Raw genomic sequence first — 13,678 nt, forward strand, 5'->3', positions numbered from 1 at the left:
AGACCCAACCCGCGCGGGAAGCTGGACGCGGATAGACCGGACATCCTTGGGCGGATGGACAGGCCTCTTGTTAGTGTCCGGTCCGTCCGGTGTCCGGTCGGGCTGAGACAGGCGGATCGGGAGGTTAACCCTTCGGCGGGTTCGGGTCGTCGCCGTAGGTGCGCTCGTCCCGTACCTTGCCTTCGCGGTTCTTGATCAAGACCTGAGCTTTTCCGCCGCCGTTCTCGACCTTCTTTGCGGCAGTAACGGCGCGGTCAATGCCGTCCTCCTGCGTCGCAGTGTTAGCTATCACTGCGCCGCCTTTCTTGACGGTCCAGCCCTTGTCTCCGTTCGGATTGACGGTGAAACGCTCGCGAGCCATGCGTGCCTCCTGAGTGCTGCCGAATATTGGAAGCGAAGCTCATCGTTGTCGAGAGCTGTTCGACAGCTTCCTCCTGCTGTTCGACCTGCCCCCACCCCTTCGGGTCATCCACGGAGGGGGACAGGCCGAGGGTAATTCGAACCCCCTCGGTTCTTCCTCCGAGAATTTTCAAAACCCAAGACACCGGCAGCTCCCCGGTCCGCCGCAAGGATTTCGCATCAAGACGGGTAGCCGTAGCGAAGCGGCGGCCCTCATGGGGGGCGGGGCTGGCGCCTTCAACGGCCGGGCCGGACGACGCCGATGCAAAACAGGCTGGCGTTTCCGGTCCGTCGGCCGCGAACGGCCCGGTAGCAAAACCTGATGAAGCGAGTGCACCAAGTGCAGACCGACTGTCCGTCGACAGATGACTTGCGACAGTTTTGGGCGCTCAGGAACGGAGTCCCTGGTCCATCAGGTGTGAGAGGCTAAGGCGGTCTGCACGTGGCTGCCAGCCGGAGGGCCACGGAAAAGCAGGATGTCGTCCGAGGCCCGTGGATCCGAAAGTGGGTCCAGATTACCGACGAGGGTGCCGAGACCTCGCCGGTGCCGTGACGCGCCTGCGTCGTTGACCGACGCCACGATCTCATGCGAACCGCGGATGCCCGGAAGCCGTAGCCGGTCGACGCCTGCATGCGTGCACGATGTCCAACGTCCTGACCTGCATCAACTTCCCGCCCGCCCGCTTCCCGGCCTTGCGCGGCTCCGTGGACATCACGGCCAACCATCTCGATATCACACGAGCGCTGATGATGGTTGGATATCCGAGCCATCGCGCGGCCGTCGCGCGTGTTGGCCGCTGGCGCGCGCGGATGCTGCACGCGCTCGCCCACGGCTATCTCGACGCCAGCCTCAGGACCACGCCCTATTTCAGGAACCTTGAGCAGTCCGAGCGCGCCGCGACCTGCTTCTTGCTCGGGCAGGCCCTGACGCTGTGGTTCGCACAGGAGCACATGCACCTCGACCGCCTCATCCACGTCGACGGGTGCGGGGCCCACTGGAAGCTTACGGGTAAAGGCGCGGTCGGCAAGAGCGGGGCCGGTCCACTCAAGCCCGGTGGCCGGCCAGACTTCCTGGGGATCGGGCTCGGCGAGCACCATGTGTTCGAGACCAAGGGGCGCACACGGCGTGTCTACGGCAAGCTGATGGCGACAGCCCTGGCGCAGGCTTCGATGCTGGCCACGATCAACGGACGTCCGCCTGACACACGCGTCGCAGCATGCTTCGTCTTCCGCGCGGATGGGGTGGAGGGGCAGGTCCAGGACCCTCCGGCCGCACCCGATGCGCTCGACCTGACCTTCGACGAGGCGGCCGCGCTCAGGAAGGCCTATGCCTTCTTCCTGCATCCGGGCTTCAGGAAGGTGGCCACCCTGGACGTCCCCGGCTTCCTGACCACGGACCTCGGCGACGGCATCCGCTTCGGGATCGACGAGGCCTTGTACCAGAAACTGGCCGACGGCCCGGGGGGCGCGGAAAAGGGCGAGGGCATCGAGCCGATCCTCGCGACCTTGGCCGAACGACGAGCGTTCTACCGGCAGCGCCGCACGGAGGATACCTCGGTTGGCAACGACGGGACGCTCCTGCAAGACCCGGCCACTCCTCGTCGGCGTCGCAGGCGACTATTTTGACCGCCAGTCCTCGGTGTCGAGAGCCAAGCCCGTGGGCTCCATCGCGGTGAAGCAGCGCCTTCCGGGCGGCCTGCGTCGGGTTTCATCGCTCGGCAGGAGATCCCGGGCGGTGAGGCAGCCGGGAACATGGGTCCGAGAAAAATCACTCCGGAGCGAAGATGCTAGTTCCGGGGATCCCCACGCGGTCAAAGAATGCTTTGTTGCGGTCGCGCGCATCCTTGATCAGCGAATCCCATTCGATGAGCTCGATCGATCCACGGAAGCTCGCCTGTGGCTGGTAGATGCGCCCGCGGCCGTCCGCGGTGCGGGCCCAGGATTCGGTCCACTCATCGAGGCGACCGACGCAGTCGGCGATGATGAAGCAATGGAAGACAGTTTCCTGCGAGAGCCTGACAGGGCGACCGCGCACGTCCCGTTCACCCTGTGACAGGAGCCGTTTCACGTATCTCTGGACCTGGAGCTGCGGGTTCTCGTCGTCCCGGTATTGCGACCGCCCGGGACGCTTGAACTCGACGAGGAGCACCTTCGACGCCTCGTCGGACTGCTTCAGGCCATGGACGCGATCGAAGATCAGGAGGTCCGGCCGTTCGTCGCTCCGATAGGACTTCGCCATCTCGTCGAACGAGACGTCCGAGCTGAAGTACTGGGCAAACGTCAGGCGCTCGTCGATGACCCAGAGCTCGTGGCTCGCCGCCTCAACCGTCATCGGTCCCTCCCCGAGGGCGTTCACCTTCATGGGGCAAATGAAGGAATGAAGCACGTCCTCGCGCTGGTAGGCGCTGTCGCTGGCGTCGGCGCGCACCTTCTCGACCAACACCTCAAGGAAATCCAGGACCACCTTCCTACGGACCACGTACTCGGCGAGGCTGCGCCGCTCGGTCTCCTCGAGCGCGAGCGAGGCCTCCCGGACTGCCCCGGTAAACGACGCCCCGTCGAGCTTGCCCGCCTTCAGGCGGGCGAGCACGCTCCTCACCTTCTCGGCCTGTTTCTGATCGCGGCGATACCGTTGCTGCGACAGGTGGCCGAAGATGGCGTCGTCTCTGGTCTCCCCAGGGGGCACGTAATCCTGGAGCTCGGGGACTGGGCCAAACGCGACCGAGGGATACGTGTCGACGATCCTCTGAACGATCGCGCCCTGCTCGGAGCGGTGCCGGGCCAGGGGCTGGTCGAGGAAGGCGGAGACGTGCGGCATGCACACCTCGTTGACGATCCTCTCGATGGTGGCGTCCTCGAAGGTGAACGCGGTCCGCTCCTGATTGACGTTCCGATCGAGGAACCTGCCGAAGACGCAAGCGTGGAAGACCCGGTCGTTGCCGTCGCCGAAGAAGCGCAGGCCGAGGCGACCGTCGATCGCCTGCGAGCGGACCGTGCGGTCGTGCGCGATGAAGTGGATGAAGTGCCGTCCTTGAAGGTCGGCGCTGGCGATCTTGTCGCATTCCATGAGGACCAGCCGCAGATCGCCGAAATCCTGCGACGGCACGGCTGGGATGTCCGACTTACGGAAGATGTGCGAGTCGATCTCGGCCGGGTAGGTGCGGGTCTCGTCCTCGCACGTCACCACGATGGTTGGCGCGCGGTTGCCGATGAATGTGGGCAGGAAGTGCGACGTCACGTGCCGGAAGATATGGCCGAGCCGTGTCGGGAACCTCTCGGCGTACCCGTTGTCCCGCAAGCCGCTAAAGGTGATCGTCGCCCCGGTCTCCGTCGCGTCCGCGATCCGGACGTCGTTGTAGCCGCTGATCTGCTCGTCGTTGCCGAGGGTGAAGTCGAACGTGCGACGCCGCCGCTGCTGTCCGCTGTCGTAGACGCTGTCGACATGGATCGACGTGAAGCAGTCGAGCCAGAGCAACCGTCCGACGCCCTTGCCGCCGATCTGGATCTTGTGGGCGGTGTCTGTGGTCGAGAACGCCTCGAAGTTGTCCCGGTCCAGGCCGACCCCGTTGTCAGACACCACGATACGCAGCGGCTGGCGGCCCCTCGCCTTCGTGATCCGGACCTCCACGTGGCCCCGTGCCGTCACCTGTCCGCGGTATCGAGCCTGGACGGAGTGGATAGCGTTGCTGATCGCCTCGAAGAGCGGCAGCAACGCCTCGCTGGTGCGAGACGGCTTCGGGAGGCGATCTATCCGCCGCACAAGGTCCGATTTCAGTGACGGCATAGGCTGTCCTACGCAGGGCCTCGAAGGAGGGAAGGCCGCCGCACCGGGCTGCCCTCTGTGGTTGGATGCCTGGCCCTGGACCGGCCCGTTGACGTTCGGGCCTGCCCGTTCCAGCCTCCGGGGTGGCCTTCTGTCAGGCTGGTCATGGACCGGCTAGCCTGGCGGCCTCTACGCCTGGCCATTCCGGATGGATGAAGCCCACCGCCGCTCTCCCCTGAGAATCCTGGGGCTGGCCCAGACTTGCGCCATGACGGGACGGGTCTGCTATCGCGCCGCCAACTGGCAGGCGCTTGGCAGGCCGCCATGGAGCGGAACGGGGGCCGGTGCGCTACAGGTCGGCCCCGTCCCCGGGCACGTGGCTGATGCAGGCCCGCGCCTCCCGGTCCCATATGCGCGCGAACGCGTCCAGTTGCCCGGTCGGAAAACCTCTGCAGCACGTCCTCAACCGGACCGGGCGCTCCACCGGCTTGGGGTCGGCCGTTTCGGGCCAAACGCGCCTCGTTGGCGAACCGTCGACAAACAGAAGCGCCGCGACGGAGGATGAAAGGTTCTATCGCGGAGGTGGCAGCCGTCCTTGTCGGACGCACGGGTTGTGCCACACGCCCGGCCGTTCTGTCAGTGAGGACGGCGCGGGCATCGCGAGAGGGTCCGAATCGGGTTTCGGCCGCTGGCAGTTTGGCTGCCCGTCGAGATGCCGTCGGCGGCCATCCTAGCCTGAGCAGCCGTCGCGGCGCGCTTGCCGGTGCCCGCACGGCCGCTCACCGCACGGGCCGGACGATCCGCGCCTCGCCGGGTGTGAGCGACATGCGCAGCGATCTCACCGGACCCGCCGGCAGTCCGCTGCCGACCACCGTGGCGAGCGTCTCCTCAACGGCGTGGGTTCCGGCGTGTCCGACGTTGGAGAAGGCCGTCTCGTAGATTGACCCGGCCTCGTTCAAGGTGGCATCGACGAGGATCGAGATATCGGCTGCGCTCGACACGTCGGCGTTCAGGACGAGAACCACCTCCGTCTCGTTCAGGATCCGCGAAACTGCCAGGATGCCGGGGGCCCAGGCCGACAGACCGAACGTCACACGGTCGCCCGAGACCGGCCGGAAGTACTGGCGCCCATAGCGCAGCGCCGGATTCGCGGCGTGCACCAAGGCCAGCTCGCGCACCTTCCGATACAGGGCTGCGTCCTCGTCGAACGCCCCGGGCTTTCCCCAGAGCGCCTCGCGCACCGCTTGGTCGGAACTGCCGGCCCCGCAAAGCCCCTGCTCGGTACCATAATAGAGGCATGGGATGCCTTGAAGGGCGAAAAGGCATGCCAGCCCGGCGACCAACTGGTCGTGGTAACGGTCGGGATTGGCGGGATCGGCGGGGAGGAAGCGGGCGGTCTGGTCATGATTGTCGAGGAAGGTCACGAAGTATCGGCTCGCCTCCCCATGCGAACTGATGATCCCTGCCTCGATCTTTTTTCGCAGCTCGTAGACCGCGGCTATGTCGGTCGGGGGCGCGAACCCCTTGACCACCCAGGGGAGCCGGAAGAAGAGCGGGAAGTCGAGGGCGGCGTCGACGCCCATCATGTCCCCGTCATCGTTCGTCCGCCGGCCGACGAAACCCGCGATCTTCTCTTCGCCGTCATAGACCTCACCGAAGGTGAAGAAGTTGCGCTTGCCGATCTCGAGGGCGAACTCTCGCATCGCGTTCCCGAACGTGAGGGCAAAGTTGGGCTCGACGTACTTCAGGGTGTCGATGCGGAACCCGTCGATGTCCCATTTCGCGACCGCGTGCTGGTAACAGCGGATCAGCGCGGCTCGCACGTCGTGTCGGTCGCTGACGAACTCCTTGAGCGATTCGAAGTCGCCTCCCCCCTCGCCTCCCTTGCCCTTCCGGCGGAAAGCGGCGTTCGCGCGAAGCTCCGAGGGCCATACCGCGGCCTTCTCGCTGAGCCCGGCCTCGCCCGGGGCATCCGACCAGGCGGCCACCGGGCTGTTGTCCGCCCCGCGCCAGCGGATCGCGTAACTGGCGTCCCGCCAAGGCATCGTACTTCTCTCGACACCGTCGTCGCCCACGTAGGCGAAGACGTCGCCGGCGTGGTTCAGTACGATGTCCATGATCACGTGCATGCCACGGGCGTGGGCCTCGTCCACGAAACGGCGCAACTCGCCATCCGGATCTGCCTTGTCGGACGCGAACCGGGGATCGACCTTGAGAAAGTGCTGGATGCCGTAGCCGTGATAGGTCCCGTCCTGGCCCTGGCAGTTCTGCAGGACGGGGCTGATCCAAATCGCGCCAACGCCTAGCCGCTGCAGGTAGCCCAGCCGCGTGCGCAGCCCCTCCAGGGTCCCGCCCTGGAAACGACTACAGGGACTGTTCCAGGGAAGTGCCGTCGGCGGCGAATCCGGATTGCTGAAGCGGTCGACCAGCGCGAAGTAGATCCAGCGGTCCCGCCAGTCTCCGGGCGACGGAAAGGGGCTTGGTACCGGCGTATCAATATCGTCGACCCGGACCATGCGACTTGATGGGTTGTGTGCCGAGTCAAGGGCGGCCCGGACCGATTCAGAGTGGATGGAGGCGGCCATCGAACCCTCCGTTGCCTAGGTAGGCACGTGCGAACATCCGTCGGCTCGCGAAAGCCAGCGAAGCCGACTTTGCTGGCGCCCGCAAGGAGGTTTCGCACCGGAACCGACGTTGTGCGATGTTTCGGCCAGGATTCGTGCTTGGTCCTGGTTGCGGGGTTCCGGACGGGGGACCCCGGCAGGGCGCCGGTCACTTAAGTCGGAGGCGCGGTCCGGACGGGACTGCGCAGATCGGCAATCGGGCCGTCGCCAACCGTCCCCGCGTCGCGGATCCTGGCAAGCTGCCCGAGGTACCATCCAGTCACCCATCCTTTCCGATTGCACGACCGCGCCAGCGCCGTGCCATCCACGGCGCTTCGTCGTTCCCAAAGCAGGAGAGAACCTTGAGCGGCCTTGCCTTGCCCCTCTATGTCGGCCGCCTCAAAGGTCGGCCACTGTGACCCTTCCGGGCGCCGCTAGCTGGCACGCACCTGCCGTGCCGTGGCACGTCTGGGACGATCTTCAGGCATGCCTCGACCTGTCAGACGATCTGCGCACCGCTCTGAAACGCGACCTGATGGCGGATTGGGGCCTGAACGTTCGCACCGGCGCGACAGCGGACGGCATCGTCGCCATCGCCCCGCACTGGATGGCCGCCGGCCTCGTCGGTGCGGCCGCCGCGCCTGGGATGACGACCTCGACCTCACGCTCGCCTATTAGCAGGCGCTGTTCTCGGCCTGGGCCGCGCTGACCGGCGACATGCCCGCGGCCGACTCCCCGGCTCTGCTTTATGCAGCGCTCTGCAACCTGCTCGCCGATCATGGCAGCCGCAGCTCTAAGACCTTAACACCGCGCGAGCCGTCACCGGCGGTCCAGTTCCAGCGCCATAGTCTCTAAGATTGAGCTACCGCGCCTTGATCTTGGCCATATCGACAACAGTATTATAAACTTCTTGCGGGTAGTTGGTAATGAGGGTGACCGGCGGCTGCAAATAATCGGAGCGATGAGAGGCTGACCAGCTTCCTGCATAAATGATTATTTTAACGCTCGGATGGCTTAAGCGAATCTTTTCGACGGTTTTCATGCCGGCCTCAGCATCCGTTTGGCGTGAGCCATTTGCAAGCCCGTCCCTATACATGTCAGTTATAACCACATCGAAGTTCGACGCATCTTCAAAAGCTTGTTCAATTCCGTTATTGCTATCTATGCAGATTACGATAATGCCTAGTGCTTGGAATGCGAACTGCAAATCAATGTTGTTTTCAGGATGGTCATCGACCCATAAGACACTCAGCCGTTTCTGTGGATCGAAAACGTTCGGCGTCAGTGATATTGCGGCTGATGTAGCGCTGGCGGATACCTCTGAGACCTGTGTTTCGCTAAGGGCTCCTGTTGACGATTTCTTGGCTGACTCAATCACTGCATTGGCGGAAGCGCTTGCTATATGCTGAACAACTTCTAGAGTAAACCCGCCACTCGGCGAAACGCCAATTTTTGCAGACTCTTTTCCCCTCATGAACTTTTCGAATTTTTCAGTTATCGTATCAAAGCCGCTGTACATTGCATAAAAAATTATGCCGACAAGTACAGGCCAAGCCAATGCTGATACTAGAGATGCGACGGCGGTTATGATTCCGGCAGTAGTATTGCCTTCGGGTGTCGCCACGACCGGCCTCTTCAATCTAATCTGATGACGTTTCTACCATTCTCAATATGTGGCCCGGCAGTCCAAGTCCAGCGCTACCTCTGTGTGAGAGGTAGAAGGTTGCGCTGGGAGCCACGCAACGGCGGAATCGTCTTATGACTGAAATCGAATGCGAACCGATGCCCGCCATCCTCGACCATGGCGAGGGGCCCGTGCCGGGGCCGTGCCTCGACCGGATGCCGGCGGCGCTCTACCATGCTGATCTCTGCCCGGAGCCGAGCCTGTCGTCGTCGGTCGGCAAGCTCATCGTCGGCCGCAGCCCCAAGCACGCCCGCGCCGCCCATCCCTGGCTCGGCGCCCTGCCCGACGAGGGCGACTCGACCCGGCCGAAGGAGGTCGGCGATGCCGAGGCGCTTCATCGCGACCGGGCCGATCTGTTCGCGGAGGCAGTCCACCTTTACCGGCAGGGCACGCGATGGTGGCCCGATGCCGCGTTTGAGGCCAAGCACATCAAGCCCGAGCAGGAAGCCCGCTTCAAGGTGGACGCCTGGGAAAAGACGATCGCGAACTGGTTCGCGGGCGAGAAGCGGACGACCGTCAGCCGCATAGTGCGGGGCGCACTCGGGCTCGACGATGCGCGCATCGGCACCGCCTACGAACGCCGGATCGCGGACGCGACGGAACGGCTGCGCTGGACCCGCCTGAAGAAGGATTGGCGTGGCGACCTCTGGTGGATCGCGCCCGGCACGGCTGCGAACGAGCCGATCTGACCACCACGGCGCAGATTCCCAACGTGGCAGCATGGGCGCGCGCGCATAGGGCCTCCCTAGGAAATGCGCCGTGGTCTGCCATGATTCGCCAGTCCCTCACCGAAGCAGACGCGGAGCGGAAAAGCCAAGAGCGCGATCGATCGATGGGGTCCGTTCGCGGACAGGATCGAGGCCGGGGAACGGACGGCGCGGCTTCGATGCCTGCAGGCCATGGCGCACATGACCACTGGGCGGCGGGGCGATGTGTTGGCCGAACTGCTTCGGAGAGCGGAGCGTAATCCGATTGGGTTGCCGCCCGCTCTCGACGCACTCAATGCGATGGTCGCGAATGATCGGCGGCACGTTTGGGCGTCGTACGCCGCACTAAATGCACCAACGCTTAAGCAAAATTCTATAGTCTGAGACGATCGAAGTCGTATTTAACAAGAACGCCCCCTATATAGGGGGCGAAGAATTTACAATAGTGTTATCATATTGTATCTACTTGCCGGGGCGGCCGCTTCCGCCTGAAGTGTTGCCGCCAGGAATAGTTCCATTGCCGCTGGTGCCGGGCTGAGTGGTGGTTGTCGGATTACCCATGCCGAGATCTCCAGTTCACACACAAAAAACCCTGGCATTCAGAACGCGTTCCGCGGTTCGCAGTCATATTATTTTTCGGGGCATTCAACATATTTTTAGGTCAGGATGGTAGATATATATATTCCTAAATCCTAATCCAGGTCCTGCGAGCGAACTGTAGACTGAGCGGCTCTTTGAGTTGGCGGAACAATGGCGAAGCTGGATTCTATAAAATCCCGCCTCGCCATGCTCGACAGCCGCACGGCCAAGCCCCCGGCCCGCACCTGGGAGGGGCGGAAGGCCAGCGAGCTCTTCCAAGGGTTCTGCCAGACGCCGGAGTAGCGAGCCCTCCGAGGCCGCGTGACCCGATAGCGAGGGCTACCCTGCGAGGACTGCGGGCGCACGGGGTGACCTTGCCCCCTGGTCTGCCCTCATTCTGAAGCTAGGGTCCGTCGAGCAGGAGACGGACGATGAAGAAGAGCCGGTTCAGCGAAGAGCAGATCATCGGCATCTTGAAGGAGCAGCAAGCCGGGCTGCCGGTGGCTGAGATCTGCCGCCGCCATGGCATCAGCGACGCGACGTTCTACACGTGGCGCTCGCGCTTCGGCGGCATGGAGATCTCGGACGCGCGGCGTCTGAAGGCGCTCGACGAGGAGAACCGCAAGCTCAAGAAACTCCTGGCCGAAGCGATGCTCGACGTGGCGACGCTGCGTGAGGCGCTGGGAAAAAACTTCTGACGCCCGGCGCACGGAGAACGGCCGTGAGCTGGGCCATCGAGGAGAAGGGCTACTCGCAGCGTCGCGCCTGCGGGCTGATCGGGGTGGCCCCGAAGACGTACCGTTACGCCTCGACGCGGGGTGACGATGCGGCCGTGCGGGTACGCCTGCGCAGCCTGGCCGGCGAGCGCCGCCGGTTCGGCTACCGGCGCCTGCTCATTCTGCTGCGGCGGGAGGGCCTCACGCTCAACCACAAGAAGCTGTTCCGGCTCTACCGAGAGGAACGGCTGTCAGTGCGCAGGCGGGGTGGGCGCAAGCGAGCCCTCAGCACGCGAGCGCCGGCCGCCGTGCCCCAGGAGCCGAACCAGCGCTGGAGCCTGGATTTCGTCTCCGACACGCTCGACGACGGACGCCGCTTCCGCATCCTCGTCGTGGTCGATGACTGCACGCGGGAGTGCCTGGCGCTGGTGGTCGACACCTCGCTGTCCGGTCGGCGCGTCGCGCGCGAACTCGACCGGATCATCGTGGGCCGGGGCAAGCCGCTGATGATCGTCTCGGACAACGGCACCGAGCTGACCTCGCACGCCATCCTGCACTGGCAGGAAGAGCGTGCGGTCGAGTGGCACTACATCGCGCCCGGCAAGCCGCAGCAGAACGGTTTTGTCGAGAGCTTGAACGGGCGCTTGCGCGACGAGTGCCTGAACGAGCATCTCTTCCGGAGCCTGCCGGCGGCCCGGACCCTCATCGAGGCGTGGCGGGTCGACTACAACACCTGCCGCCCTCACACGAGCCTCGGCGGGCTCACCCCGAACGCGTTTGCAACCCGGTCCAAACAGGACCAGAACCAGAACAGACTCTGGTTATGAACGGGGGCAAACAGGGGGCAAGGTCAGGGGACATGCATCTACTGCGACCACGTCGTGAAGCTTCGGGATGATGGTGTCGGGCTGGATGAGGCGAACATCCGCCTCCGGTGCGGCTCGTGCCACACCCTAAAGACGGTGGATGCCAGAGCGCGGCGGCTTGGACTGCGGTGAGGTCAGCCTCAGCTGACTGGATCGATATGACTCAACCGCCGTGGAACATCTGCTCGAAGCGAGCGGGATCGCCAGCCAGCAGAACTGGTGCTGTTGGCAGGTCACGACGCGGGCAGGACACGTCACGACGCGGGCAGGACACAAAGCCGTAATAGGGTGTCAGCAGTGCCGGATCAGGAAGGGCAACCCATAAGCGGATCATCGGCCATTCCTCATCGACGCTGATGAGCATCATCTGTCGGCCTGGGTCGAACGAAGCAATTTGTTCGCGGAAGAGGAACGTGACGGAAGGGACATTGGCCCGGTCAATCAACCTCGTTGCCCAAATCATAAGCGTCCGCCCGCTCCGCTGGCGTTCGCTGATTCAGCGACGATAGAACAATCGCACGGTGCGCATCCCTGCCACGAAGCCGCTTCGGAGTCAGTGCTGTTCGGACGCTGCGGCCGACGATGTCGGAACCAACCATCGAAGTAGGGGCCTCCGAACTCTACGAGGCTAGGGGGCCTGCATCGCACAGGGTCCCATTCGCCGATTTTCTCTCGTTTTTTCAAAGGTGGGATTTTGGAGGCGGTTACGCATGATCGAGAGAGCGATCCCGAAGGCCCCGCGGCACCTCGATAAGGCAACCCGTGCATGGTTCGATCACTTCGCCGGGCGCTTCGAGAAGTAGGAGCACCACGTCCGACTGCTCACTCTTGCGGGCGAAGCATGGGATCGGAGAGTGCAGGCGCTCCAGGTACTTAGCGAGTAAGGCCTGACCTTCGTCGACAAGTACGATTGCTCCCGGCCGCGGCCTGAAGTGGCGATCGAGAGCGACAGCCGCATGGCCTTTGCCAAGTTGCTCAAGGAACTCGCCCTTGATGCCGCTCTGACTGTACGAGGCACAGGCCGCCTAGCTCAACCGGCACGGCCTGCTCACGCCCGGAGAGCGGCGGCACCTGTCCCCGAGCGCTTTTGCCCCAGAGCGGGCGCCTTCGAGTGCGGCAAAGGCTTAACTGCAAGCCGAGCATCAGCGCTGTCGGCTCCAGTGGTCGAGATGTCTCTCCTTCCACCGCTCTCCACGCGGTAGCTCAGCTACCGGAGCGGACTTCGTTCGGCACGGCGATCGAACCGATGCCTGCTAAGGCTCCTCAGGCGTCGCGGGCGGCACGAGCAGGCGCCGCGATGCCTGCCATCGAGGCCACGGACATCAGTCGGCGGGGCAAGCGGGCCTACAAGCTCCCGGCGCCGACGCGACAAGAACACGACATTGTCGCGTAAGTGTTTGTAATCGTTGGTTGTTCAACTAACTTGAATTGGCGGCATCCAGGCGTATGTGGCGACCTTGCCCGGGAGCGAGGTTGCCTCAGCGCGAAGGCAAGCTCGGCGAGGTCGCGCTGACCAAGTCCAGGCATCTGATCCCGGGGTCAGGAACCAGGGGCGGCGGCACCTGTCCGAAGCCGTGGATGTCCAGCGCTGAACCTGAGGAGGAAGGTCACGGAGAGCCTTGAGCGCCCCGGCGACCACCGACGTAAGACGTTTTGTCCGGATCGTGGCGCGACTCGCTCTGACGCGTCGGTAACCATGGCGCCGCTTCACCCTGGCACCGATGGCACAATTCGGCCTCTGCCGCCGCCATTCCCCTTGTTCGATGAATATAAATCACTATCTGAATGAATCATTGACTCAATGACTGTGGCGATGCCCGCCGCTGAGCGAGGGGCGGCCGAAGCACTGTGACGTTCGGCTATCGCTCCGCGAGCATGTCCGAGGACGAGGAGGGACCATGCACTTGGTCTTCGGGATGGCGGCAGACCGTCGGTCTTACCCCGAGGCCCCGGGCACCGGCAGTGCCGTCGGCGCGGCGGTGGTCGGGCCAACCGGGCTCCTGGATTTGCTGGCGACGCAGATGGGCCTCACAAGGTCTGGCGTTCCGTCACTGCTCCGGGTCGCCGCATGGCAGTCCAAGATGGAGCATGCCGGCGTCGGCGCGCCACGTTTCTGGTCCGCGTCGTCGGCTGTCGATCCGTGGTCGACCGCCCGGCACCTGCTCGAATGGCGAGACTGCCTCGTCGAGGCCGGTTGGACACCGACCCGCGCTGGGATGGCCGCTTGGCCTTCACGAATGAAGGACCTTGCAGACGCCGAGCTGTCCGGGCCCGACCTTCCGCCTGGGCGAGCGGACCGCCTCAGGGAGATCATATGGGCGATAACCCGGGGTGAGCGCGTCGAGATCACGCTCGTCGAGT

Annotated in this window: 10 protein-coding genes; 5 read left to right on the forward strand and 5 right to left on the reverse strand. The window is 64.2% G+C overall.

From position 1 onward, the window contains the following. Nucleotides 1-124 precede the first annotated feature (124 nt). Nucleotides 125-361: a DUF2188 domain-containing protein gene (locus FHU13_RS10955; RefSeq protein ID WP_183435879.1), complete on the reverse strand. Its 237-nt coding sequence runs from the start codon at nt 359-361 to the stop codon at nt 125-127. A gap of 743 nt (nt 362-1,104) precedes the next feature. Between FHU13_RS10955 and FHU13_RS10960 the strand changes: the two genes are divergently transcribed. Then, nucleotides 1,105-2,025, forward strand: coding sequence for a hypothetical protein (locus FHU13_RS10960; protein WP_183435880.1), 921 nt, complete (start codon nt 1,105-1,107; stop codon nt 2,023-2,025). Nucleotides 2,026-2,167: 142 nt separating this feature from the next. Here the strand turns inward: FHU13_RS10960 and FHU13_RS10965 are convergent, their stop codons facing one another. After that, nucleotides 2,168-4,183: an ATP-binding protein gene (locus FHU13_RS10965; protein WP_183435881.1), complete on the reverse strand. Its 2,016-nt coding sequence runs from the start codon at nt 4,181-4,183 to the stop codon at nt 2,168-2,170. Between the two features lie 758 nt (nt 4,184-4,941). Then, nucleotides 4,942-6,747, reverse strand: a complete 1,806-nt coding sequence (locus tag FHU13_RS10970; RefSeq protein ID WP_183435882.1) for an alpha-amylase family glycosyl hydrolase — start codon at nt 6,745-6,747, stop codon at nt 4,942-4,944. 472 nt (nt 6,748-7,219) lie between these two features. Between FHU13_RS10970 and FHU13_RS10975 the strand changes: the two genes are divergently transcribed. Then, nucleotides 7,220-7,474 carry a hypothetical protein gene (locus tag FHU13_RS10975; protein ID WP_183435883.1) on the forward strand — a complete coding sequence of 85 codons (255 nt, stop codon included), beginning with the start codon at nt 7,220-7,222 and terminating at the stop codon, nt 7,472-7,474. Between the two features lie 153 nt (nt 7,475-7,627). On the opposite strand, the gene FHU13_RS10980 is transcribed toward FHU13_RS10975, so the two are convergent. Next, on the reverse strand, nt 7,628-8,389 hold the full coding sequence (locus tag FHU13_RS10980) for a response regulator (RefSeq protein ID WP_183435884.1): 762 nt from the start codon (nt 8,387-8,389) through the stop codon (nt 7,628-7,630). 134 nt (nt 8,390-8,523) lie between these two features. Between FHU13_RS10980 and FHU13_RS10985 the strand changes: the two genes are divergently transcribed. The 3 genes from FHU13_RS10985 (at nt 8,524) to FHU13_RS28560 (ending at nt 11,449) form a co-directional block, all read left to right on the forward strand. Further along, nucleotides 8,524-9,138: a hypothetical protein gene (locus tag FHU13_RS10985; RefSeq protein WP_183435885.1), complete on the forward strand. Its 615-nt coding sequence runs from the start codon at nt 8,524-8,526 to the stop codon at nt 9,136-9,138. A 1,028-nt stretch (nt 9,139-10,166) separates the two neighbouring features. Next, nucleotides 10,167-11,278, forward strand: a protein-coding gene (locus tag FHU13_RS10990; RefSeq protein ID WP_183435886.1) for an IS3 family transposase whose coding sequence is annotated in 2 segments (ribosomal slippage) — nt 10,167-10,416 and nt 10,416-11,278 — 1,113 coding nt in all. Because the reading frame shifts where the segments join, the coding sequence is not laid out codon by codon here. Nucleotides 11,279-11,314: 36 nt separating this feature from the next. Further along, nucleotides 11,315-11,449 (forward strand): HNH endonuclease, encoded by a 135-nt coding sequence (locus FHU13_RS28560; RefSeq protein WP_183435961.1) that lies wholly within the window; start codon nt 11,315-11,317, stop codon nt 11,447-11,449. 31 nt (nt 11,450-11,480) lie between these two features. On the opposite strand, the gene FHU13_RS11000 is transcribed toward FHU13_RS28560, so the two are convergent. Then, nucleotides 11,481-11,762 carry a hypothetical protein gene (locus tag FHU13_RS11000; RefSeq protein WP_246714606.1) on the reverse strand — a complete coding sequence of 94 codons (282 nt, stop codon included), beginning with the start codon at nt 11,760-11,762 and terminating at the stop codon, nt 11,481-11,483. Nucleotides 11,763-13,678 lie beyond the last annotated feature (1,916 nt).

The sequence above is a fragment of the Methylobacterium sp. R2-1 genome (genome assembly GCF_014191355.1).
Classification (GTDB): Bacteria; Pseudomonadota; Alphaproteobacteria; order Rhizobiales; family Beijerinckiaceae; genus Methylobacterium.

Coding starts and splice junctions, on each gene's coding strand:
- FHU13_RS10965 (WP_183435881.1), bottom strand. CDS start 4,183: ATGCCGTCACTGAAATCGGACCTTGTGCGGCGGATAGATCGCCTCCCG.
- FHU13_RS10985 (WP_183435885.1), top strand. CDS start 8,524: ATGACTGAAATCGAATGCGAACCGATGCCCGCCATCCTCGACCATGGC.
- FHU13_RS10970 (WP_183435882.1), bottom strand. CDS start 6,747: ATGGCCGCCTCCATCCACTCTGAATCGGTCCGGGCCGCCCTTGACTCG.
- FHU13_RS10955 (WP_183435879.1), bottom strand. CDS start 361: ATGGCTCGCGAGCGTTTCACCGTCAATCCGAACGGAGACAAGGGCTGG.